This window comes from Duganella fentianensis, assembly GCF_009857835.1.
GTDB classification, from domain to species: Bacteria; Pseudomonadota; Gammaproteobacteria; order Burkholderiales; family Burkholderiaceae_D; genus Rugamonas; species Rugamonas fentianensis.
The window spans coordinates 1,707,678-1,728,104 of sequence record NZ_WWCL01000001.1; the positions used below are offsets into that span (position 1 = coordinate 1,707,678).

General features: G+C 63.0%; 24 protein-coding genes. 13 read left to right on the forward strand and 11 right to left on the reverse strand.

Features of this window, described 5'->3' with window-relative positions:
- The first annotated feature begins 10 nt into the window (after positions 1-10).
- The gene (locus GTP23_RS07440; RefSeq protein ID WP_161034486.1) at positions 11-568 is read left to right on the forward strand and encodes a HupE/UreJ family protein; all 558 of its coding nucleotides are present in this window, start codon (positions 11-13) and stop codon (positions 566-568) included.
- 44 nt (positions 569-612) lie between these two features.
- On the opposite strand, the gene GTP23_RS07445 is transcribed toward GTP23_RS07440, so the two are convergent.
- Positions 613-1,251 carry a 1-acyl-sn-glycerol-3-phosphate acyltransferase gene (locus GTP23_RS07445; RefSeq protein WP_161034487.1) on the reverse strand — a complete coding sequence of 213 codons (639 nt, stop codon included), beginning with the start codon at positions 1,249-1,251 and terminating at the stop codon, positions 613-615.
- 172 nt (positions 1,252-1,423) lie between these two features.
- Between GTP23_RS07445 and GTP23_RS07450 the strand changes: the two genes are divergently transcribed.
- From GTP23_RS07450 to GTP23_RS07480, 7 genes are all read left to right on the forward strand, one after another.
- Entirely contained in the window at positions 1,424-2,797 is a 1,374-nt protein-coding gene (locus GTP23_RS07450; protein WP_161034488.1) for a sigma-54 dependent transcriptional regulator, read from the forward strand.
- Between the two features lie 321 nt (positions 2,798-3,118).
- Positions 3,119-4,819 (forward strand): hypothetical protein, encoded by a 1,701-nt coding sequence (locus GTP23_RS07455; protein WP_161034489.1) that lies wholly within the window; start codon positions 3,119-3,121, stop codon positions 4,817-4,819.
- A 56-nt stretch (positions 4,820-4,875) separates the two neighbouring features.
- The gene (locus GTP23_RS22725; RefSeq protein ID WP_229255956.1) at positions 4,876-5,304 is read left to right on the forward strand and encodes a hypothetical protein; all 429 of its coding nucleotides are present in this window, start codon (positions 4,876-4,878) and stop codon (positions 5,302-5,304) included.
- A complete protein-coding gene (locus GTP23_RS07465; protein WP_161034490.1) occupies positions 5,301-5,993 on the forward strand; it encodes a C39 family peptidase in 693 nt (230 codons plus the stop codon). Before GTP23_RS22725 ends, GTP23_RS07465 begins: the two co-directional genes overlap by 4 nt.
- Before the next feature lie 10 nt (positions 5,994-6,003).
- On the forward strand, positions 6,004-6,492 hold the full coding sequence (locus GTP23_RS07470) for a hypothetical protein (RefSeq protein ID WP_202411950.1): 489 nt from the start codon (positions 6,004-6,006) through the stop codon (positions 6,490-6,492).
- A gap of 21 nt (positions 6,493-6,513) precedes the next feature.
- Positions 6,514-7,545, forward strand: a complete 1,032-nt coding sequence (locus GTP23_RS07475) for an acetate kinase (RefSeq protein ID WP_229255957.1) — start codon at positions 6,514-6,516, stop codon at positions 7,543-7,545.
- Between the two features lie 71 nt (positions 7,546-7,616).
- Positions 7,617-8,573 (forward strand): MBL fold metallo-hydrolase, encoded by a 957-nt coding sequence (locus tag GTP23_RS07480; RefSeq protein ID WP_161034491.1) that lies wholly within the window; start codon positions 7,617-7,619, stop codon positions 8,571-8,573.
- A 52-nt stretch (positions 8,574-8,625) separates the two neighbouring features.
- On the opposite strand, the gene GTP23_RS07485 is transcribed toward GTP23_RS07480, so the two are convergent.
- Positions 8,626-9,681 (reverse strand): alkene reductase, encoded by a 1,056-nt coding sequence (locus GTP23_RS07485; RefSeq protein WP_161034492.1) that lies wholly within the window; start codon positions 9,679-9,681, stop codon positions 8,626-8,628.
- A 9-nt stretch (positions 9,682-9,690) separates the two neighbouring features.
- On the reverse strand, positions 9,691-9,981 hold the full coding sequence (locus tag GTP23_RS07490) for an ArsR/SmtB family transcription factor (protein WP_155433839.1): 291 nt from the start codon (positions 9,979-9,981) through the stop codon (positions 9,691-9,693).
- 145 nt (positions 9,982-10,126) lie between these two features.
- Between GTP23_RS07490 and GTP23_RS07495 the strand changes: the two genes are divergently transcribed.
- Positions 10,127-11,194 carry a hypothetical protein gene (locus GTP23_RS07495; protein WP_161034493.1) on the forward strand — a complete coding sequence of 356 codons (1,068 nt, stop codon included), beginning with the start codon at positions 10,127-10,129 and terminating at the stop codon, positions 11,192-11,194.
- On the opposite strand, the gene GTP23_RS07500 is transcribed toward GTP23_RS07495, so the two are convergent.
- Positions 11,165-11,524, reverse strand: a complete 360-nt coding sequence (locus GTP23_RS07500) for a DUF1304 domain-containing protein (RefSeq protein WP_161034494.1) — start codon at positions 11,522-11,524, stop codon at positions 11,165-11,167. The two genes, GTP23_RS07495 and GTP23_RS07500, sit on opposite strands and share 30 nt — an antisense overlap.
- 114 nt (positions 11,525-11,638) lie before the next feature.
- On the opposite strand from GTP23_RS07500, the gene GTP23_RS07505 reads away from it, so the two are divergent.
- A complete protein-coding gene (locus GTP23_RS07505) occupies positions 11,639-11,956 on the forward strand; it encodes a DMT family transporter (protein WP_161034495.1) in 318 nt (105 codons plus the stop codon).
- 44 nt (positions 11,957-12,000) lie between these two features.
- Here the strand turns inward: GTP23_RS07505 and GTP23_RS07510 are convergent, their stop codons facing one another.
- Positions 12,001-12,960 (reverse strand): M14 family metallopeptidase, encoded by a 960-nt coding sequence (locus GTP23_RS07510; protein ID WP_161034496.1) that lies wholly within the window; start codon positions 12,958-12,960, stop codon positions 12,001-12,003.
- Positions 12,961-13,064: 104 nt separating this feature from the next.
- On the opposite strand from GTP23_RS07510, the gene GTP23_RS07515 reads away from it, so the two are divergent.
- Positions 13,065-14,228 carry an acyltransferase family protein gene (locus tag GTP23_RS07515; RefSeq protein WP_161034497.1) on the forward strand — a complete coding sequence of 388 codons (1,164 nt, stop codon included), beginning with the start codon at positions 13,065-13,067 and terminating at the stop codon, positions 14,226-14,228.
- Positions 14,229-14,235: 7 nt separating this feature from the next.
- Here the strand turns inward: GTP23_RS07515 and GTP23_RS07520 are convergent, their stop codons facing one another.
- From GTP23_RS07520 to GTP23_RS07530, 3 genes are read right to left on the reverse strand one after another with little or no spacing between them, the layout of a single operon-like run.
- Complete coding sequence (locus tag GTP23_RS07520; protein ID WP_229255958.1) at positions 14,236-14,697, reverse strand: hypothetical protein; 462 nt, start codon at positions 14,695-14,697, stop codon at positions 14,236-14,238.
- A gap of 40 nt (positions 14,698-14,737) precedes the next feature.
- A complete protein-coding gene (locus GTP23_RS07525; RefSeq protein WP_161034499.1) occupies positions 14,738-15,607 on the reverse strand; it encodes a pirin family protein in 870 nt (289 codons plus the stop codon).
- An 18-nt stretch (positions 15,608-15,625) separates the two neighbouring features.
- Positions 15,626-16,225 carry an FMN-dependent NADH-azoreductase gene (locus GTP23_RS07530; protein WP_161034500.1) on the reverse strand — a complete coding sequence of 200 codons (600 nt, stop codon included), beginning with the start codon at positions 16,223-16,225 and terminating at the stop codon, positions 15,626-15,628.
- 128 nt (positions 16,226-16,353) lie between these two features.
- Between GTP23_RS07530 and GTP23_RS07535 the strand changes: the two genes are divergently transcribed.
- Positions 16,354-17,265 (forward strand): LysR family transcriptional regulator, encoded by a 912-nt coding sequence (locus tag GTP23_RS07535; protein ID WP_161034501.1) that lies wholly within the window; start codon positions 16,354-16,356, stop codon positions 17,263-17,265.
- A gap of 3 nt (positions 17,266-17,268) precedes the next feature.
- Here the strand turns inward: GTP23_RS07535 and asd are convergent, their stop codons facing one another.
- Genes asd through GTP23_RS07550 form a run of 3 tightly spaced genes read right to left on the reverse strand, consistent with a single transcriptional unit; the run spans position 17,269 to position 19,717 of the window.
- Complete coding sequence (gene asd, locus GTP23_RS07540) at positions 17,269-18,114, reverse strand: archaetidylserine decarboxylase (RefSeq protein ID WP_161034502.1); 846 nt, start codon at positions 18,112-18,114, stop codon at positions 17,269-17,271.
- 53 nt (positions 18,115-18,167) lie between these two features.
- On the reverse strand, positions 18,168-18,338 hold the full coding sequence (locus GTP23_RS07545; RefSeq protein WP_161034503.1) for a response regulator: 171 nt from the start codon (positions 18,336-18,338) through the stop codon (positions 18,168-18,170).
- Positions 18,335-19,717 (reverse strand): sensor histidine kinase, encoded by a 1,383-nt coding sequence (locus GTP23_RS07550; protein WP_161034504.1) that lies wholly within the window; start codon positions 19,715-19,717, stop codon positions 18,335-18,337. The genes GTP23_RS07545 and GTP23_RS07550 overlap by 4 nt, the downstream gene beginning before the upstream one ends.
- A gap of 350 nt (positions 19,718-20,067) precedes the next feature.
- Between GTP23_RS07550 and GTP23_RS07555 the strand changes: the two genes are divergently transcribed.
- A complete protein-coding gene (locus GTP23_RS07555; RefSeq protein ID WP_161034505.1) occupies positions 20,068-20,358 on the forward strand; it encodes an H-NS histone family protein in 291 nt (96 codons plus the stop codon).
- Positions 20,359-20,427: the final 69 nt, after the last annotated feature.

Genomic DNA, 20,427 nt, shown 5'->3' on the forward strand with positions numbered 1-20,427 from the left:
GAGTAGCACCATGCATCTGATACGTTTTCTCGCGCTGGCCGCACTGACCATCGCCAGCAGTTACGCGCAAGCCCATGTGCAGGGCGGTGTCTGGCATAGCCATGGTTTCCGCGCCGGCTTGCTGCACCCGCTGACAGGGCTGGACCATCTGCTGGCCATGCTGGCCGTGGGTATCTGGAGCGTGCGCCAGAGCGCTACGCTGCGCCTGCCGTTAGGATTTATGGCAGCCATGCTGCTCGGCGTGCTGACGGGCGTGGCCGGTCTGTCGATACCGGGGCTGGAAACAGGGATAGCGCTGACGGTAGCGCTGCTGGGCGTGCTGCTGGCCGCAGCGCTGCCGCTGCCACCTGTGCTGGCGGCGGCCATGCTGACAGGGTTTGCCATCCTGCACGGCAATGCGCATGGACATGAACTGCCGGAAGTGGCCAGTACGCTGGGCTTGATGCTGTCGAGTGCGGGCTTGATTTACGCTGGCCGTATGCTGGGCCATAGGCTGCCAGTGCTGGCTGTGAAATGGACCGGTGCGGCGATTGCCGCCACCGGTACCATGCTGCTGGCGCTAGCCTGAGTCCCTGGTAGAGTGCAGGCCAGCGCAGCCGGTATAGCGGGGATTCAGGCCTGCTTCGACTGGGAGGCGTTGTCTTCGTCGGGACGGCGCTCCTGGAACACGATGGGTGCGGCCTTCGCCGGATACAGGCCCTGACGGCCGGCGAAACCGGCGCGGATTTTGGCCAGATCGGTTTCCATATCGCCCGTCAGTTCAACGTGTTCGACCAGCCCCAGCGACTTGGTGGCGTAATCGATGTAGACCAGTACCAGCGGCACCTTGGCTTCCAGCGCGAGGTGGTAGAAACCGCTCTTCCAGTAAGGACGATAGCCGCGCGTGCCTTCCGGCGTAATGCCCACCCAGTACCAGTCGGCTGCGTTCATGCGGGCCGCCTGCGTCTTGATGGTGCCGCTAGGCGTGCCGCGCTCGACGGGTTCGCCGCCCAGCGAGCGGAACCAGTTACCCAGCGGGGTCTTGAACAGGGAATCCTTGGCCAGCCAGCGGAACGGCAGGTCCAGCGCCCATTTGCCGAACAGGCCTACCATGAAATCCCAGTTGGACGTGTGCGGATAGATCACGCAGATGCCACGCGGGCCGGGCAGGGGGCGGAACAGCAGCTTCCAGCCGAACAGATGCAGCACGCGCAAGGCAGTGCGCTGGCCCCACTTGGGCAGATCGGCCGGTTTTAATTGAAAATCACTCATTTGTTTGATCCCGTCGTTGTTTTAATATATTTTCACTATTGACAGGTCGGCACATCCCTAGTCAAAAAAAACTGCGCAGGCATTCTATATTGATGCTCGGAACGCAGCAAGCAACTTGTTCTGGATTAAATGGCAAGAACGAACTATTGCCATTTAGTCCAGTCGAACAGGCATGACTCCTCACTCAGCCATACTGTGCGTGGCGCTAGGAAACAGCTTGCCGCCTGCCACATTGGCGCAGGCCTTGCAGGGCCATGTCGTGCATCATGTGGACAGCCTGAAGGAAGCCGAACGCCTGCAGGTGCTGCTGTCTGCGCGCGTGGGTGTGCTGCTGCTGAGTGCGGAACTGCCCCAGCCACAGGCCGCGCTGGAGGCCTTTCTGCTGCGCTGCTGGCAGATGCGCTGGATCGTCGTGTTGCCGCCCAGTCTGCTGGCCCAGCCTTACTGGCGCAGCCTGCTGCACACCCACTGTCATGATTTCCACACACTGCCGGCCGATGCGGCGCGCCTGAATCAGACGCTGGGCCATGCGCTAGGGCTGGCGGCGCTGGCGCCGCTGACGCGGCCGGACAAGCCAGCGCTGCTGGAACAGATGGTGGGCCCCAGCCGTGCACTCACGCAACTGCGTGGCCAGTTGCAGCGGGTGGCGGGCGTACTGGCCCCCGTGCTGATTACGGGCGAAAGCGGCACTGGCAAGGAACTGGTGGCGCAAGCCGTGCATGGCCTGTCGGCGCGGCGCAGCGCGCCGTTTATCGCCGTCAACTGCGGTGCCATGCCGGCCTCGCTGATCCATGCCGAACTGTTCGGCCACGAACGGGGCGCGTACACGGGCGCCAGCCGCGAGCGGCGCGGCCTGATCGAAGCTGCCCAGGGCGGCACGCTGCTGCTTGATGAAATCGGTGATCTGCCGCTGGAACTGCAGGCCAATCTGCTGCGGTTTTTGCAGGAAAAGACCATCTTCCGGCTGGGCTCGACGGCCAGCCGGCCGGTCGATGTACGGGTGCTGGCAGCCACCCATGTTGATCTGGCGCAGGCGGTCGCACGTGGCAGCTTCCGCGAAGACCTGTACTACCGGCTGAACGTGCTGGCACTGGAAGTGCCGCCCCTGCGCCAGCGCCGTGACGATCTGCTGCCGCTGGCCGAACATTTCTTTGAACGTTATGCCAGCGAACGTGCCAGCCAGCTGCGCGGCTTCAGCAAGGCTGCCGAGCTGGCCATTGCCGCGCATGACTGGCCCGGCAATGTGCGCGAATTGCTCAACCGCGTCAGGCGCGCCATGGTGATGGCAGCGGGGCGCCTGATCATGCCGGACGATCTGGGCCTGGCCGCAGCGACGCCCGAGCGGGCAGCAGTGGCGCTCGATGATGCGCGCGTGCTGGCCGAGCGTGCCGCGATTGCGGCCAGTCTGCTGGAGGCGGGCAGCAATGTGGCACAGGCGGCGCGCCGCCTTGGCGTGTCGCGCATGACGCTGTATCGCCTGCTGGCCAAGCATGGCATTCCGGTCCGGTCACATCAGGGTGACATAGGGCGTGCGGCCCCGGGCTGACTCTTCCTTCTCTTTGCTCGACGCGCACAGCGTAGCCGGGGGGCGGTCTGTCGTGACAGCTCCTCTGGCGCAGCAGCTGTCGCGGCACGTGTCACAGCGCATGTCACTGCGCATGTCACAGCGCCGTGACACTCTGCGTCAGCTTTGCTGTCCCACATTGCCACAGGCGGCTTCAGCACTGCTGAAATCACTCTGCAACTCAAGGACTTAGGCGGGCGGGCAGTCAGGTGGCATCGGCTTTGCCTTGAGGCGCCTATCGGGAGCAAGCAGGCCCGGTACACCTCTGTTCTTTCCCCATAACTTGTCCAAGTAGGAGCTAGTATGAAGAAAACCATGATCGCCACTGCGCTGGCACTGGCTTTTAGCGCCAGTATGGCCCAGACCACGACGCCGCCCACCAATACGCAGTCCGGTGCCGGTGCCCACGCGAACGATGCTTCGTCCGCAGTACAGGATAGCAGCAACAATAACAACAACAGCAGTGGCGGTGCGACTGCCAGCCAGGTGGGCGCTGCCGCTGCCAACAACGGTGCCACGGCCACTTCGGCTGTCAGTGGTTCGTACAACACTTCCGCCGCCAATGCCAACAGCACGCTGAACGGTACGGTGTCGGGTAATACGGTACACGATATCGGTAATAACGCAGGCAACAATGCCGGTACGGCCGGCGGGGCCGGCTATGGTGGTGTTGCCGGCAATGCCGCCGGCGGCTCGGCCAGTGGCACGGGCGGCTATGGCGGCGACAGCTATGGTGGTGCCGGCGCTGCGGGCGGTAATGGCGGCAATGCCAGCAATGGCAGCGCCAGCAACGGCGCCGCTACGGCAGCCGGTGGCGTGGGTGGTGCCGGCGGTGCGGGCGGCAATGCCGGCTCGGCCAGCAGCGGTGCCGGCGGTGCTGGTGGCATGGGCGGCGCCGGTGGCGCAGGTGGCCGTGGCGCCGCTGCACTCGGCGGCAATGGCGGTAATGGTGGCGCAGGCGGCATGGCCACTGGTGGCGCCGGCGGTGCCAATGGCGCGGCAGCCGGTGGTGCTGGCGGCATGACGGGGGCCGCCACGGGTAGCAATGGCGGCAGCGGCGGTAACACGGGTAATGCCGGCAGTGCAGCCGGTGGCGCCGGTGGCCTGGCCGGCATGGGGGGCGCCGGCGCTGCGGGCGGTGGTGCCGGTAGTGGTTCCGGCAGTGCCAGCAGCAGTGGCATGGGCGGCGGTGCCAGCAGCGGTGCGGGCAGTGCTTCCAATATGAACGGCGTACCGGAAGGCAGTACGGGTACGACGCCGCCTAGCCAGACCGCCAGCGCCGGCAGCGGTAATGCTGCGGGCGGCAATGGTGCGGCTGGTAATGCCACCAGCAGCACGGGAACGGCCACGGGCGGCGCAGGTGGCAGCGGTGCCGCTGGTGGTGCTGGCGGTGCCGGTGCGGCGGCGACCGCCGGTAACAATACGGCGGGCAACGGTGCGGCCGGTGGTGCTGCCACCAGCGGTGCCGGTGGTGCAGGTGCGGCAGCGAGCCAGACGGGCGGCGCCGGTGCCACGGCCAGCACAGGCAACAGCGGTGCCGGCGGGACTGGTGGCGCTGCCAGCAGCACGGGCGCCGCAGGTGGTGCCGGAGCCGCAGGCGGTAATGGTGCCGCCAGCGGCAATGCCAGCAATACCGCAGGCAATGGCGCAGCCGGTGGTGCAGCGGCCGGTGGCACGGCCAGCAACGGTAACCCGACCAACGGCAGTTCCACCGGAGGTGCAGCCGGTGCTGGCGGTGCCGGTGGTGGTGGCAATCTGGCTGGTGCGGGCGGCAGTGGCGGTGGCAACACGGCCGGTGCGGCCACGGGTGGTGCAGCGAGTGGTGGTACCGGTGGTGCAGGCGGCAATATCTCGGTGAATGCCGGCACCTTCAATATGTCCAATGCCATGACCAATGTGGGCCAGTCGGCGGCCGGTGTAATGGTGGTGGCACAGAACAGCGGAATCGCTTCGCTGGTCCAGCAGAGCGTGAACGTGCAGGCCAATCTGGCAGTCGGTAAATAAACCTCGGGCGGGCCGCGTACCGGAGGGCGTGGCCCGCTCCGCGACAGGGAGCTGTGATGCAAAAATACTTGGGAGTGAGTGCGGGCTTGCTGTGGCTGGCGCTAATGGGTAGGGCAGACGCGCAGCAACAGGGCGTGGCGGCCAGCGCACAGGTGCAGGGTGCAGCGGGCGCTGCGCAGGAGGTTAGTGTAGTGGCGCCTGCCGTGCCTACAGGGCAGGGCGCCGGGACGTCCCGGCTATCGGGCTGGCGGCCGCTGGCACAGGCCGGGCTGGCCGATAAGCGGGCTGGCAGCGACACGGTCAGCAATAACATGGATGTGGCAGGCTCCGTCAGTGGCAATGCCGCCATCAATGTGGTGACGGGGGCGAATGCCATTTCGGCGGCATCGTTTGCCAATGCGGCCGGTTTGCCCGTAGCGATACAGAACTCGGGGGCGAATGTGCTGATCCAGAATGCCACCATCATCAATGTGCAGATGCGATGAAGACGCCTGCGCTGATTGCTTCCGGGCTCGGCCTGCTGCTATTTTGTGGCAGCATGCTGACGGCCGGCGCTGCCGATCTGGCGCTGCCCGGTGGCGGCAGCGTTGCCGTGGCGGTGACGGATATGAAGGCTGCGCGCTTTCTCACCACGGTGCACCAGCAGGCCGACTTCAGTTGCGGCTCGGCTGCACTGGCAACGCTGCTGACGTTTCATTACGGCCGGCCCACTACGGAGCAGCAGGTGTTCGACATCATGTACGCTCAGGGTGATCAGCAGCGCATACGCCGGCAGGGCTTCTCGCTGCTGGACATGCAGCGTCTGCTGGCCAGTCAGGGACTGATTGCCGATGGCTACCAGCAGCCGCTGGACAAGCTGGAGCAGGCGGGACTGCCAGCCATCGTGCGCATCGTCGAGCAGGGCTATGCCCACTTTGTGGTCATCAAGGGCATACAGGGCGGACGGATACTGCTGGGCGATCCGGCCAGCGGCACGCGCGCCATGAGCCGCGTCGCATTCGAGCGGATCTGGCAGGATGGGCTGCTGTTCGTGATCCACGAGTGGCCCGGCCAGCCCCGCTTCAATCTGGCGACGGACTGGCGGGTGGTGCCGCAAGTGCGTCTGGCCGGGGCCGTGAGTGATGTGATCCCGGCCATGTCCGTGCTGCCCAAGACGGGCAGCGGCAATTTCTGAAGGAGCAGCCATGCATGGTCGGCGCAAGATCTTTCCGTGGTACTGGCTGGCTCTGGCCTTGCCCGCGTGCTGGCCTGCACCGGCGGCCTCCCTGCCGGACGACTGGCAGCCTGTCAGTGCCGCGCAACTCGATGAAGCGCGCGGTGGTTTCGAGCTGGGCAACGGGGTGCAAGTGAGCTTAGGTGTAGAACGTTTGGTTTCGATCAATGGCGGTGTTGTAGCCAGTAGTCGGTTTGGCTACGCAGATGTGACAAAGTTGAGCGCTGCGGAGATCAGTACAGCCAGCATGGCGCTGGCCGGCATACGGGTGCAGGATGGCGGCGTTTTGGCGCTGCCGGACAATCCCGGCGCCTTGCTGATCCAGAACAGCCTGAATGATCAGGCTATCCGCAGCCAGACCACCATCAGCACCACTGTCAGCAATCTGGCCATGCTCAAAAGTCTGAATTTTGAAGGAGTGCTGAGAGCAGCTCTGAGCGCGGCAGTGGGACCCAAATGAACACCAGCGCGGAGAGCAGGCATGCGGAAGTTACATCTGTGGGTAGCAGCATTGACATGGGCGGCGGGCACACTGGCGCACGCCGAAGACAGTACGGCACCTGCCGTTGCGCCCTTGTTCGAACAGCCGGGCGTACTCACGCCGCGCGGCCAGATCATCGTCGAGCCTTCGGCCCAGTTCGGCTACTCGTCGAGCAACCGCGTGGTGCTGGTCGGCTATACCATCATTCCGGCTTTGCTGATCGGGCTGGTGGATGTGCGCGAAGTAAAGCGCAATACCGTTACCGGCGCGCTGACGCTGCGCTATGGTCTGGGCCGCCGCGCCGAAGTGGAGCTGAAACTGCCATATGTCTACCGCTCCGATTCCACCGTGAGCCGCGAGCTATTCACCGGCACGGGTGTCGACAAGGTGTTCGAGACTAGCGGCAAAGGCGTGGGCGATGCCGAGCTGGCGGCGCGCTACCAGCTCAATCAGGGCGGCAATGACAGCCCGTATTATGTGGCGGGCTTGCGTTTCAAATCGCGTACGGGCCGGGACCCGTTCAGCGTCGTGACGGACTGTACGCGTCGCTGCGTAGGTTCCGATGCCACCGGCACGGGCCTGCCGCTGGACTTGCCGACGGGTTCGGGCTTCTATGCCATCCAGCCCAGCCTGACATGGCTGTATGCCAGCGACCCCGCCATCCTGTTCGGCGGCGTCAGCTATCTGTACAACTTCAAACGGCACAATGTGAACCGGCGTGTGCTGGCCGGTGAAACGGAGCCGCTGGGTACGGTTGCACCCGGTGGTGTGTTCGGCTTTAATTTCGGGCTGGGGCTGGCGCTCAATGACAAGGCCCTGATCAGCTTCGGCTACGACCACAGCTCGATCGCGCGCACGCGCCAGAATGGCTTGCCGGTGCCCGGCTCGGTACGCACCCAGCTCGGCACTTTGCTGATGGGGCTGTCGTACCGGCTCAGCGCCAAACGCAGCATCAACGTGGCCATAGGCGCAGGGCTGACGCGGGATACGCCCGATGTCCAGCTATCCGTGCGCATGCCAATTTCGTTTTAGCAACTGGCAAACACAGCAATGAAATTTGCGGTATCTTAGCGTTTCCTCTCTCAAAAATAATAAGGAGCGCTATGATCCCGTTTAAATTTAGCCGTTCTGCTGCTGTGCTGGCTGCCATGGCGGCCGTGAGCTCGCTGGCGCAGGCTGCCGCACCCATGGCCAGATTCCAGGCCCCCGGCTTCTATCGCACCACGCTCGGTGATTTCGAAGTGACGGTGCTGAATGACGGTACGGTGGATCTGCCGGTCAACAAGCTGCTCAAGCAGCCAGCGCAAAAGACCGATGCCGCGCTGGCCAAAGTTTACGAGCACAGCCCGCTGGAAACCTCCGTCAATGGCTTCCTGATCAACACGGGCAGCAAGCTGGTGCTGATCGATGCCGGTGCCGCCAGCCTGTTCGGCCCGACGCTGGGCCGTTTGCTGACCAATCTGAAGGCTTCCGGTTACCAGCCTGAACAGGTCGACGAGATCTACATCAGCCATATGCATAGCGACCACGTGGGTGGCCTGTCGTCGAATGAGCAGCGCGTGTTCCCGAACGCTATCGTGCGCGCCGGTAAGCTCGATGCCGATTATTATCTGAGTCAGGCGAATCTGGACAAAGCCGGACCGGAAGCCAAGGATGGCTTCCTCGGTGCCATGGTGTCGGTCAATCCCTATGTGAAGGCAGGCAAGTTCCAGCCTATCGTGGCCAATACCGAGCTGGTGCCGGGCGTGCGTTCCTACTTCAATGGCGGCCACACGCCGGGCCATATCACCTATGTGGTGGAAAGCAAAGGCCAGAAGCTGGTGCTGCTGGGCGACCTGCTGCACGTGGAAGCCGTGCAGTTTGCCAATCCCGGTGTCGGCATACAGTTCGATACGGATAGCAAGATCGCCATCGCCGAACGCAAGGAAGCCTTCGCCGCTGCCGCCAAAGGTGGCTACCTGATAGGCGCGCCCCACCTGCCATTCCCGGCGCTGGGCCATGTGCGCACGGCAGGCAAGGCTTACGAATTCATTCCGGTGAATTACACACAGCCACGCTAATCAGCGCACCGTCGTAAAAAAAGGGCTCAGTTCAAAACTGAGCCCTTTTTGCTTAGGCCAGTGCCGGATAGTCGGTATAGCCTTGCGCCGTGGCGCCGTAGAAGGTGGCCGGCTGCCACGGGTTGAGCGTGGCATTCTGCTGCAGGCGCTGCACCAGATCCGGATTGGAGATGTAATCCTTGCCGAAAGCCACAGCGTCAGCTTTGCCCGAGTCGAGCAGGGCCTGTGCGCCGGCCTTGTCGAGTTTTTCGTTGGCGATGTAGACGCCGCCGAAGGCCTGCTTCAGTAATGGGCCCAGGCTGTCTTCGCCCACGGCTTCACGTGCGCAGATGAAGGCAATCTTGCGCTTGCCCAGTTCCTGCGCCACGTAGCCGAAGGTGGCGGCCGGATTGCTGTCGCCCATATCGTGTGCATCCTGGCGTGGTGCCAGATGCATGCCGACGCGGTTGGCGCCCCAGACTTCGATGCAGGCATCGGTTACTTCCAGCATCAGGCGGGCGCGGTTTTCAATCGGGCCGCCGTAGTTGTCCGTACGCTGGTTGGTTTTGTCCTGCAGGAACTGGTCGAGCAGATAGCCATTGGCGCCGTGGATTTCCACGCCATCGAAGCCGGCTTTCTTGGCGTTCTCTGCACCGAGCTTGTAGGCCGCAACGATGCCGGCCAGTTCTGCCGTTTCCAGTGCGCGCGGCACAGGGTAGGGGCGTTCCGGACGCAGCAGGCTGACATGGCCTTGCGCTGCGATGGCGCTCGGTGCTACCGGCGCGGCGCCGTCGAAGAAGCTGGGATCGGAAATCCGGCCCACGTGCCACAGCTGGGCGAAGATGCGGCCACCGGCAGCGTGCACGGCTGCCGTCACCAGCTTCCAGCCTGCTACCTGTTCGTCCGACCACAGACCCGGGGTGTTTTCATAGCCCACGCCTTGCGGTGTGACGGCCGTGGCTTCGCTCAGGATCAGGCCGGCGTTGGCGCGCTGGGCGTAATACTCGGCCATCAGGGCGTTAGGCACACGGCCGCCGCCGACGGCACGGGCGCGCGTCAGGGGCGCCATAACGATACGGTTTTTCAGCGTCAGATCGCCGATGGTGATGGGGTCGAACAGAGTGGCCATGAAAAGTTCCTATAGTGTCATTTGTGCGATGAAGGCCGCGATGGTCTCTTCATTGCGTTTAAAGTAATTCCACTGGCCCACCTTCTGGTTGGTGATCAGGCCCGCCTTGAGCAGGATGGCCAGATGCGCCGACACGGTGGACTGCGATAAACCGGTCTGCTGGTCGATCAGACCAGCACACACGCCCAGACTCAGTGGATGCTGTTGTGCTGCGAAATACACCTCGGGCTCCTTCAGCCACGCCAGTATCTGGCGCCGCATCGGGTTGGCAAGGGCTTTGTGGATAGCGTCTATGTCCATCTTCTTACCTCGGGCTATGCTAAGTTCTATATGCATCGCATTTTTCCGATTTCAATATCGGAATTCTACGATATTTAAAAAATTTCTGCTCAGTGCGCTGAAATGGTTTATTTTATGACTACCTTATTCAAAAAATAATCCCGCCATGAGCAACCATTATCTCGATGTGGCGCTAGGGCTATCTGCCACCTATCTGGCGCTGAGCCTGCTATGCAGTGCTAGCCGCGAAGCCATCGCTTCGCTGTTCCAGAGCCGCGCCAAAATGCTGCTCGATGGCGTGCTGACCCTGCTGTACGAGCCGGCCGGGCTGGCGCTGCTGCGTGGCATCCTACCATCACTGCAGCGACTGCTGCGGCGCGAAGCTGGTTTCGATCTGCGCGGGCTGGGCCGCGATTCGCTGGCGGCTGCCGTCATGAGCCACCCGCTGATCACCGGTCAGGCGCAGGCCGGGCGCATGCCTTCGTATATTCCTTCCAGCATGTTTGCCCGCGCGGTGATGGATACGCTGCAGCAGCGTTATGGCCGGCAGACCAGCGCGCGCAGCTTGCTGGCGCAGCTGGGCAATCCTGCTTTGCAGCGCACCCTGCTGGCGCTGCTGGGGGAGGTCGATGATCTGGCGGCGCTGGAACAGGCGCTGTCTAACTGGTATGACACGGTCATGGCTCGTACCACTGGCTGGTACAAGCGGCGCTCGCAGAGCGTGCTGTTCGGTATCGCGCTGGTGTTGGCCGTGGCCCTGAACATCGATACATTCACGCTGAGCCAGCGTCTGTGGAGCGACGAGAATGCCGCGCAGCAGAGTGCCGAACTGGCCGCACAGATGTCGGCGCAGATGTCGGCTCAGGCAGCTCAGGCAGCAGCTCAGGCAGCAGCACAGGCAGCAGCGCAGGCAGCCGCGCAGATGGGACAGCAGAACTCTGTATTCGAGCCGGCGCCGGTATCGCCGGCCATACTCGGCACGGCCAGTGCCCAGCTCAATAGCCTGCCGATAGGCTGGCCATCCGCGCGGCTGGACCATCTGGCGCAGCTGAGCGCGGGCGCGGCGGCGGGCGCCGTGCTGCTGACCGCACTGGGCTGGCTGCTGACGGCGTTTGCCGCCTCGCTCGGTGCGCCGTTCTGGTTTGACGGGGTGGGCTGGCTGCTGGCCCTGCGCGGCACGGGGGCTCGTCCGGCCAGCAGTGTGTCAGGCGAGGGTGCGCAGGGCCAGCGCTAGTACGGCCGGCACGGTCTGGATGAACAGGATGGAGCGCTTGACGGTGATCGCGCCCCAGATGCCGGCCACCGCCACGCAGCACAGGCCGAATACGGTGAACGCTGCGCCCGTGGCAGCATCGGGATGCAGCCAGCCTACGCACAGCGCAGCCACCAGAAAGCCGTTGTAGCAGCCCTGATTCGACATGGCAGGGCGCATCAGCTCCGCCTTTTCCTGCGACAGTCCGAACACGCGCCGCCCGCGGGTGGGGAACAGCACTGTCTCCAGCAGTACGATGTAGACGTGGATCAGGGCGACCAGCGCCGTGACGATGTGGGCCAGCAGTTGCATGTTGTCTCCGTTAGCAATATTGAAGAATGATTATGTCTGCAAGCGGCGTAATGGGGAAGCTCCCAGCGTTGTTTTTCCGGCAGTGCTATAGTGCGCGCAACATTGGAGAACTTTATGACGTGGATAGCACTGATATTGGCTGGCCTGCTCGAAGTGGTGTGGGCGGTTGGTCTGAAATATACCGAAGGCTTTACCCGCCCGCTGGCCACAGCCGGCACGCTGGCCGCCATGGCTGGCAGCGTGGGCTTGCTGGGACTGGCCCTGCGCGGGCTGCCGCTAGGGACGGCGTATGCCATCTGGACCGGCATCGGTACGGTCGGTACGGTCATCTTCGGCATCGTGGCGCTGAACGAACCGGCCAGCGCCTTGCGCCTCGGCTGCATCGCCATGATCGTCGGCGGTATCGTCGGCCTGAAACTGACTACTGTCTAGCCTCATTCAGCCGGGCCTGAGCCCGTGCCGCCGGCGCGGGCGATTCAGAAGTCGGGATTAGCGCGGCACAGGTAATACCATTCGCAGTTGGCGCCGGCGGCAGCATCGGGGAACAGGATGCGCCCGTCGAAAGCGGCCAGTTCCGCCGAACCGTCGGCGCGCACGCCTATCTGTTCACCGGCCCGCACAGGATCGAAGCTGGCCCATGGCCGGCTGAAGACATCGCCGGCCTGCTGTTTGTCCACCACGGCGGCCATGCTCAATGCTTCCATCTGTTCTGCCGCTATCGGCTCGGGTACCGGGCCATCGATCAGGCCGAGGAAGGCCAGCGTATTCAGAATGGCGCGGTAGCCCACTTCAGGCGCTTGCGGGTCGTCGTGCTGGCCGCATTCCAGCGTGAGGGCATAGCCGCCCGTGCTGCGCATGTATTCCGTCGTGCCCATGCCATAGCGCAGTACGGTCTGCAGTTCGCTTTGCTGGCGCAGGCGGCGCTGCACACCGGCGCCATAGGTACGCAGCCAGCCATCGACGAAACGCCGCACACCGAGGCGACGCGCCAGTGCGCGCTCCTGCTGTTCGTGGCGGAACGGTTCCAGCGGGCCGTCGTTGTTGCGCGGGCCGACCATGACAAACGCTTCGCTGTGCGCATTGAAGGAGTGCAGATCGAGCAGCACATCATGGCGCGCCAGCAGCGGGCATAGCCAGTTGGCGATGCGGTCCTCGAAATCCTGCGGCGCCTCCTGCGGGAACAGGTTGCGGTTCAGATTGCGCTCGCCGGCCCGTTCGCCCCTGGCATAGGCGAGCGGATTGGTGACCGGTACCAGCGTCAGGCTGCCGCGCCGGATCAGCAGGCTGCCTTCGTCGAGCATGGCCAGCACGCGGCGGATCGCCGTGGTGCCGCAGGTCTCGTTGCCATGCACGGCGCCTGTCACGATCAGGCGCGGCCCCGGCAGCTGGCCGCTGTACTGGTGGGAGATAAATTGCAGGTGGTCGCTGGAGTTCATGCATGCCGAGGGTAGTAGGAGGATAGCGGCTTTATACCATGGCGCCGTGGCGCTGTGCCAGCGGCGACTATGCGCGGCGTGCCATGTTTTGTTATCATTCGTGCATGACTACTACCGCTACCGCGCGCAATGCCGGACTCGATACCCTGCGTGCACTGGCCATTGCGCTGGTGTTTGCCAACCACTATATGCTGTTTATCAGCGGCGCGCCCACGCTGGGCTGGTTCGGCGAGATAGGCTGGAGCGGGGTCGATCTGTTCTTTGCTCTCAGCGGCTACCTGATCGGCAACCAGATACTGGGTGCGATACGGCGCAGCCAGCAGAGCGGCAGCCGGTTTTCTCTCGGCCGCTTCTATGCACGGCGCCTGTTGCGCACCGTGCCGAATTTCTACGTGGTGCTGGCGCTGTTTGCCTGCTGGCCCTACTTCCGCATGGATCTGGTACTGCCGCCGTTATGGCAGTTCCTCACCTTTACCCAGAATATCGGCCTGCAGCCGGGCACCGCGTTTTCCCATGCGTGGTCGCTGTGTGTGGAGGAGCAGTTCTATTTCCTGCTGCCGGCGCTGGCCTTGCTGATCGCTGCCTGCCGCAAGTCGCTGCTGCTGGCATGGCTGGCCGTGGCTGCTGCGCTGATAGGCGGTATGCTGATCCGCAGCCATCTGTGGACCAGCTACGTGGCCGCTGCGCCGGAAGGCAGCCGCGCGTTCTATACGCTGATCTACTATTCTTCGCTATGCCGCTTCGACGAACTGGTGGTGGGGGTGGCACTGGCCCTGCTGAAAAACTACCATGCCGCCGTGTGGGCGCGCCTGACTGCGCATGGCAACTGGCTGCTGCTGGCCGGTGGCGTTGCGCTGGCGCTGGTGTGGTCGCACTTCCTCGCCGACCATTATGGCTATGCCATGACGGTGTATGGTTATCCCTTGCTGGGGCTCAGTTACGCGTTACTGCTGCTGGCCGCACTCAGTCCCGGCTCCTTGCTGCAGAAGGCGCGCCTACCCGGTGCGGGTGCGATTGCGCTGTGGTCGTATGCGATCTATCTGGTGCACAAGACACTGTGCATGTTGCTGCGTGCGCCGTTGCAGGCACAGGGCTGGGAGCCCGACCACTGGGCCACGGTGCTGCTGATGGCGGCAGCCAGCGTGCTGGCCGGTTTTCTGCTGTACCAGCTGGTGGAGCGGCCCTTCATGGCGCTGCGCGACCGCTATGTGCCCAGCCATGAAGTGCTGGCTGTGACGCGGCAGCCGGCGGCGTCTGCGGTGCGCTGAGGACTTCCTAATTGAGATCGATGACGTCGAAGGGCGACTGCATATCGCTCAGGAATGCCATCAGATTGAGTGCGCGTTCCGTCATGTCGGCATGGCGGGTGGCCGCAACGGCGGCGCGCAGGCCGGGCAGCACTTCCATGATGTGCGGGCTATCGTAGGCTTGCACCAGCAGTGCGGCCAGTTCGCTGGCGCGGCCACGGTTGTTGCGCATGCGTTCTTCCAGTATCGACAGCAGGGTGCGCTGCATGCGCGGCGTGGGATTGCTGATGTAGCCGAACACCAGCGGGGTATTGCTGATGGCATCGCACAGACGCTGCTCGATCTGCTCCGGCCTGACGTCGGAAGCGATGTCGAAATACGCGCCCTGCCAGCGCGTGCGCTCGTACAGATGGCCGGCAGGGAAGGACTCGGCCGTTTCAAAGCCGAGCAGGTGACTGAGCCGGCGCAGCCAGCGGAGTAGGGTAGGCATCATGGCCGCATTGTAGCGTGAGATGCCTGCCCCTTGCTCGTTACTGCGGCGCCTGTTCGCCCAGGCGGCCGGCGCGGAAGTCTTCCACGGCCGTATGCAGTTCGGCCTGCGTATTCATCACGAACGGACCGTATTGCGCGATCGGTTCGTTCAGCGGCGCGCCGGCCACCAGTATCAGGCGTGTCGCCTCACTGGCATGCACGCGCAGACCGTCCGCTGCCGGACTATTGGCCAGGATTGCCATGCGTCCCGTTGCCACTTCCTTGTCGCCTACCTGTGCTGCACCCTGATAGGTGAAGACAAAAGCGTTGTGGCCGGGCGGGATGGCCTGCTCGAAGCTGGCGCCTGCGGGCAGGTGGATATCCAGATACAGCGGTTCCGTCACGGGGCGCTGTACGGCACCATCGACGCCATGGCTGCTGCCGGCGATGACTTTTACTGCCACGCCATCGGGCGTGGTGTAGGCCGGCACCTGATCGCCATTGAAGTCGCGATACCATGGCTGGCACATCTTGTCCCTGGCGGCCAGATTGAGCCACAACTGGAAGCCCGACATCAGGCCCTCTTCCTGCTCGGGCATCTCCGAGTGAATCACGCCGCGGCCGGCCGTCATCCACTGCACGCCGCCATTGGTCAGCAAGCCCTCGTTGCCGGCGCTGTCCTTGTGGCGCATGCGGCCTTCCAGCATATAGGTCACCGTTTCGAAGCCGCGATGCGGGTGGCTGGGGAAGCCGGCGATGTAATCGTTGGCCTGATCGCTGCCGAAGTTATCGAGCATCAGGAAAGGATCGAGCCGGCGTTGCAGCGTCTGGGTCAGGATGCGGTTGATCTTGACGCCCGCGCCATCCATGACGGCCTGGCCGGTGATGATACGTTCGACACTGCGTGTCTGAGTGACTGCTTGCGTCATGTTGTGCTCCCTGTTGGTTTAAACCAGAATGGCGTTGATTTCGGCTTCGGCCTGTGCCTGCGCTTTGGCGACAGCTTCAGGACCCATGCCCATACCTTCGGCGAAGACGTACTGTACATCGCTCAGGCCCACAAAGTTCAGGAACATCTTGATGTGTGCCAGCTGGGTGTCGGTCGGCGCATCGCGATGCAGGCCGCCACGCGACAGCGCGACGTAGACTTTTTTACCGCTCAGCAGACCGACCGGACCCGTCGCCGTGTATTTGAAGGTGACACCGGCGCGGGCAATCGCATCGAACCAGCTTTTGAGCTGGGTGGTGATGCCGAAGTTGTAGGTCGGGGCGCCGATCACGATTACGTCCGCCGCCTGTACCTGGGCGATCAGGGCATCGTCGAGGGCCACGCGGGCTGCCTGTGCGGCGCTGCGCTGGTCGGCCGGGGTGAACAGGGCGCCCAGTGCGGCTTCGTCCAGCACAGGGTGAGGTTCGCTGGCCAGATCGCGGCGCTGTACGCTCGCTTGCGGGTTGGCGGCGCGGATTTTGGCAACCAGAGCGTCAGCCAGACGGGTGGATTCGGAACCGCTGCTGCGGGCGCTGGAATTAATTTGCAGGATGTTCATAATGCCTCCGGTGTTAGGTCGTTGTTGACGATGTTGGGTTCGGTGCTGCGATGGAGGTACTTTATCAGTTCCATATTCATGGCAGAAGCCGTTAAAATGGATAACATTAATCCATATATGGAACAATCATGGACATCGATCCCGGCGATCTGCTGTTATTTGCCCGTATAGTCGAATGCGGCAGCTTTAGTCTGGCTGCGCAGCGCGTGCAGCTGCCCAAATCCACCGTGTCGCGCCGTATCGCGCTGCTGGAAGCCCAGCTGGGCGAACGCCTGCTGTTGCGCACCACGCGCAAGCTGACGCTGACGGAATTCGGTGCCAGCCTGCTCGAACATGCGCGCCGCGTAGCGGAAGAAACCGCACAGGCGGGGGCGCTGGCCCAGCACCGGCAGGGCGAGCCGAGTGGCCTGCTGCGCGTTTCGATGCCGGCCGATTTCGCCAACCGGACCATGGGCCTGCTGATGGCGCGTCTGCTGCGCGACTATCCGGCCATTTCGCTGGAGCTGGATCTGTCGCCGCGCCGGGTCGACCTGCTGGCGGAGAATTTCGATCTGGCCATCCGCATGGGCAATCTGCCCGATGATGCCTCGCTGGCCGCGCGGGCGATTACCACCAGTTCGATTGCGCTGTATGCCGCGCCCGAATATGCGAGTTTGCGCGGCCTGCCCGAGCATCCCGATGAACTGTTCCAGCACGATCTACTGAGCCTGCCGCCACGTCAGGGCAGCATGGTGCACTGGACGCTGGTGCGCGGCAAGACCCGCTGGGAGCGCGATCTGCCCGTGCGCCTGCAGGCCAATTCGCCGGAACTGCTGGTGCGCATGGCGGCTACTGGCGTAGGCATTGCCACCTCGACGGAACTGATAGCGGGGGAATTACTGAGGACGGGAAAACTGGTGCGGGTCTTGCCCGAGTGGGCCTTCCCGCCGGTGACAGCGTGGGCGGTGTTCCCCGGGCGCCGGCTGATGCCGGCCAAGACCCGGGTATTCCTCGACCTGCTGCAAAGCGTGTTCGACGCGCAGGCCGGGCGCAGTGCCTAGCGCTTAGCGGCAGTTGGCCATGGTTTCGCCCAGCTGCACGGCAGCTGCCGGCTGCCATGCCGGATTGAAGCCCAGTACATCTTTAGGGAACAGCATGACGACGGTGGAGCCGAGCAGGAAGCGGCCCAGCTCAGCGCCTTTTTTCAGCACGATCTGCTGGTCGTCGTACTGCCATTCGCGCACGTGGCTGGAACGGGGCGGGTTGACCACGCCATGCCAGACGGTAGCCATGCTGCCGACGATGGTGGCGCCCACCAGCGTCATCACGAACGGGCCATGGGCTGTCTCGAACACGCAGACCACGCGCTCGTTGCGGGCGAACAGGCCGGGGATGCCGCGTGCCGTGGTGGGATTGACAGAGAACAGGTCGCCCGGTACGTAGATCATGCGGGTCAGGCGGCCATCGCAAGGCATGTGGATGCGGTGGTAGTCGCGCGGGCTCAGATACAGATTGGCGAAGCTGCCGTTGCGGAATTGCGCGGCCAGTTCGGCATCGCCGCCCACCAGTGCGGTGGTGCTGAAGTTATGGCCCTTGGCCTGAAAGATCTGGTCATCATCGATGGCGCCGAACTGGCTGATGCGGCCATCGACCGGGCAGATGAAGTCGGCGTCGGCCAGCGGACGTGCGTCGGGACGCAGGGCGCGGGTGAAGAATTCGTTGAAGCTGGGGTAGTTGCGGATGTCGGGGTCGAGCGCTTCGTCCATATTGACGTTGTAGCGGCCGACGAACCAGCGGATCATTGCCGTGGTGCGGCTGCCGCCGCGGGCATTGGCCACACGGCCAGCGAAATTGGTCAGCGCTCCCTTGGGGAGCAGATACTGCGGCAGCACGGCAAGACGGTCGGACACGATGGCGGATTCCTACAAATGAAGATGGCGCATTATAGCGCTACATCTGGCCGCTATCGTGCGGCTTCGAGGCTGGCTTCAGTTTTGGCCGGCAAAGCCGGATAGAACTCGGCAGCTTTGCACACGGCGCAGATGGGGATGCCGTGCAGCGCCGTCCATTGCGCCAGGCTCGTGCGTAAATCGGGGTCGTCTGCGACCAGTATCACATTGATGGCAGCGCTCAAGCGGCATGCTCCTGCGCGAGTAAAGGTAGGGTGATGGTGACGGCCGTGCCGCCTTCGGGCCGGTTGGCGAGGCCCACGCCGCCTGCATGCTGGCTGATGATGCGCAGTACCAGATACAGTCCCATGCCGCTGCCGGACACCAGCCGCGTACGGCTACCTCGATAGTATTTGCCGTACACCAGATCGAGTTCGTGTTCCGGTATGCCGGGGCCCTGATCGCTAATCAGTATGCGCAGGCTGTCGCCCTGAGCGCTCAGCCGCACGTGCACCTGGCCGCCTGCCGGGCCGTATTTGATGGCATTGTCCAGCAGGTTGAGCAGGGCAGTCTTGAGCAGGGTGCGATCGCCGTTCACGCTGTAGTCCGCGGCGCTATCGAGTGTGATCTGCGGGTACTTCTCGCCCCAGAATTTGGCTGCTTCGCTGGCGATGCTGCGTAGCAGTTCGGTGATATTCAGGGGCTCGCGTATCGGACCGATCTTGCCGTCTTCGCGGGGATCGCTGCTGACGGCCGTCTCGGCTACTTCTACCAGCCGGCCGACAGCACGCTGCATTTTTTCCAGATTCGGTTGCGTGGAAGTGCTGGCGCCGCGCAGCTTGTTATGCAGAATATCGAGGTTGGTGCGGATAATCGCCAGCGGCGTGCGGTATTCCTGCGAGAACATTTCGACGAAACGGCTCTGGGTTTCCAGTGCATCCTGGCGTGCATCGAGCGACAGCAGCAGCTGGTCCCTGATGCGCTCGAAATACAGTAGCAGCAGGGCAGGGAAGAATAGTACGGTGCCGGCCAGCGGGATCAGGAAGACCAGCAGGACATTGAGCTGCGAGAAATCGTCCGGTGTGGTGCCTGCCCGCTGCGCCATCAGCATGGCGATGCGGGCGCCGTGGCCCGTCAGCAGCAGGCACAGGCCGGCGATGGCCATACGGCGGGCATAGGCATGGCGCTGGCTGCTACCGTCTTCGGCCCGTACCAGTAAAGTTTGCAGACAGAGCAGGAACACCAGTATCAGGCTGGCGCTGCTAAACAGCAGGCGGTAGGCAAACGCCGCCTCGAAACCGATCAGCAGCGTGTAACCTATCGTGAAGGCCAGGCACAGGCCGTAGCCGCTATGGCGGGTGCGGCGGCCGAAAAACGCCCGCATGCCGGCCCAGACCAGCACGCAGGCGGAGAACAGCAGCACATTCCCGATAATCAGTAGTAAGCCGGGCTGGCGTTCGGCGCTGAAAATAATCAGCGTCATACCGGCTGCGCTGCAAATACCGAATTGCGCCCATAAACGGGTATAGCGCTCTGCCGGCGCCGCAAAATATACCCCGACCATGATGATGGAAATACACAGCTGGGTAATGGCGAGGGCGAGGCTGGCGGTAGGCGTATCCATGGCGGCGAGGGTATAACCGTATGCCGGAATAGCATGCGGGACCGGCAATGTAGCACTGTTGGGGATTTTATTGCATAAATAAATTAATCGCTGCGCCGCAGCATGGCAACTATTTCTGCGCCAGGCGTGGTGATTTATGCCGGCGATTCAGTAATCATCCTGCAATGGGCTGGCGTATTGCAGAAATATTATCTGCGCACTGGAAAAGGCAGAATTTGCCGATTATATTGATATTTATCGATTATTGATGTGACTCAGTAATTGAGCTTATGGTAAATTTCGCCAGTAGGATTTTTTCTGGAAAATCTGCCTTAATCTATAACCGCTCCTGCCGATAAGAAGGAAATAAGATGACAACCTATCAGGAATACAAAGCCAAGATCGCTGAACTGGAAACTCTGGCTGAAACCGCGCGCAAGAACGAGAAAACTGCTGCGATCGAACAGATACACTCCATCATGCGCGAGTATGGCCTGACGGTTGCCGATCTGGGCTCCGTCAGCAAGACCAAATCCGGCAAGAAACGCGCCCCGGTGCCGGCCAAATACCGTGACAACGCTACCGGCCAGACCTGGACGGGACGCGGTCGTGCACCGAAATGGCTGGAAGGTAAAAACAAAGAACAGTATCTGATTAAATAAAAGTTACTACGATACTTAAACAGCGGGTTTATAGTGGCTATAAACCCGCTGTTGTCGTTTTAGCCATGG

Coding starts and splice junctions, on each gene's coding strand:
- GTP23_RS07500 (WP_161034494.1), bottom strand. CDS start 11,524: ATGCAACTGCTGGCCCACATCGTCACGGCGCTGGTCGCCCTGATCCAC.
- GTP23_RS07495 (WP_161034493.1), top strand. CDS start 10,127: ATGAGCAACCATTATCTCGATGTGGCGCTAGGGCTATCTGCCACCTAT.
- GTP23_RS07505 (WP_161034495.1), top strand. CDS start 11,639: ATGACGTGGATAGCACTGATATTGGCTGGCCTGCTCGAAGTGGTGTGG.
- GTP23_RS07485 (WP_161034492.1), bottom strand. CDS start 9,681: ATGGCCACTCTGTTCGACCCCATCACCATCGGCGATCTGACGCTGAAA.
- GTP23_RS07510 (WP_161034496.1), bottom strand. CDS start 12,960: ATGAACTCCAGCGACCACCTGCAATTTATCTCCCACCAGTACAGCGGC.
- GTP23_RS07515 (WP_161034497.1), top strand. CDS start 13,065: ATGACTACTACCGCTACCGCGCGCAATGCCGGACTCGATACCCTGCGT.
- GTP23_RS22725 (WP_229255956.1), top strand. CDS start 4,876: ATGCAAAAATACTTGGGAGTGAGTGCGGGCTTGCTGTGGCTGGCGCTA.
- GTP23_RS07475 (WP_229255957.1), top strand. CDS start 6,514: ATGCGGAAGTTACATCTGTGGGTAGCAGCATTGACATGGGCGGCGGGC.
- GTP23_RS07450 (WP_161034488.1), top strand. CDS start 1,424: ATGACTCCTCACTCAGCCATACTGTGCGTGGCGCTAGGAAACAGCTTG.
- GTP23_RS07490 (WP_155433839.1), bottom strand. CDS start 9,981: ATGGACATAGACGCTATCCACAAAGCCCTTGCCAACCCGATGCGGCGC.
- GTP23_RS07555 (WP_161034505.1), top strand. CDS start 20,068: ATGACAACCTATCAGGAATACAAAGCCAAGATCGCTGAACTGGAAACT.
- GTP23_RS07480 (WP_161034491.1), top strand. CDS start 7,617: ATGATCCCGTTTAAATTTAGCCGTTCTGCTGCTGTGCTGGCTGCCATG.
- GTP23_RS07455 (WP_161034489.1), top strand. CDS start 3,119: ATGAAGAAAACCATGATCGCCACTGCGCTGGCACTGGCTTTTAGCGCC.
- GTP23_RS07445 (WP_161034487.1), bottom strand. CDS start 1,251: ATGAGTGATTTTCAATTAAAACCGGCCGATCTGCCCAAGTGGGGCCAG.
- GTP23_RS07550 (WP_161034504.1), bottom strand. CDS start 19,717: ATGGATACGCCTACCGCCAGCCTCGCCCTCGCCATTACCCAGCTGTGT.
- GTP23_RS07440 (WP_161034486.1), top strand. CDS start 11: ATGCATCTGATACGTTTTCTCGCGCTGGCCGCACTGACCATCGCCAGC.
- GTP23_RS07520 (WP_229255958.1), bottom strand. CDS start 14,697: ATGCCTACCCTACTCCGCTGGCTGCGCCGGCTCAGTCACCTGCTCGGC.
- GTP23_RS07525 (WP_161034499.1), bottom strand. CDS start 15,607: ATGACGCAAGCAGTCACTCAGACACGCAGTGTCGAACGTATCATCACC.
- GTP23_RS07530 (WP_161034500.1), bottom strand. CDS start 16,225: ATGAACATCCTGCAAATTAATTCCAGCGCCCGCAGCAGCGGTTCCGAA.
- GTP23_RS07470 (WP_202411950.1), top strand. CDS start 6,004: ATGCATGGTCGGCGCAAGATCTTTCCGTGGTACTGGCTGGCTCTGGCC.
- GTP23_RS07535 (WP_161034501.1), top strand. CDS start 16,354: ATGGACATCGATCCCGGCGATCTGCTGTTATTTGCCCGTATAGTCGAA.
- GTP23_RS07465 (WP_161034490.1), top strand. CDS start 5,301: ATGAAGACGCCTGCGCTGATTGCTTCCGGGCTCGGCCTGCTGCTATTT.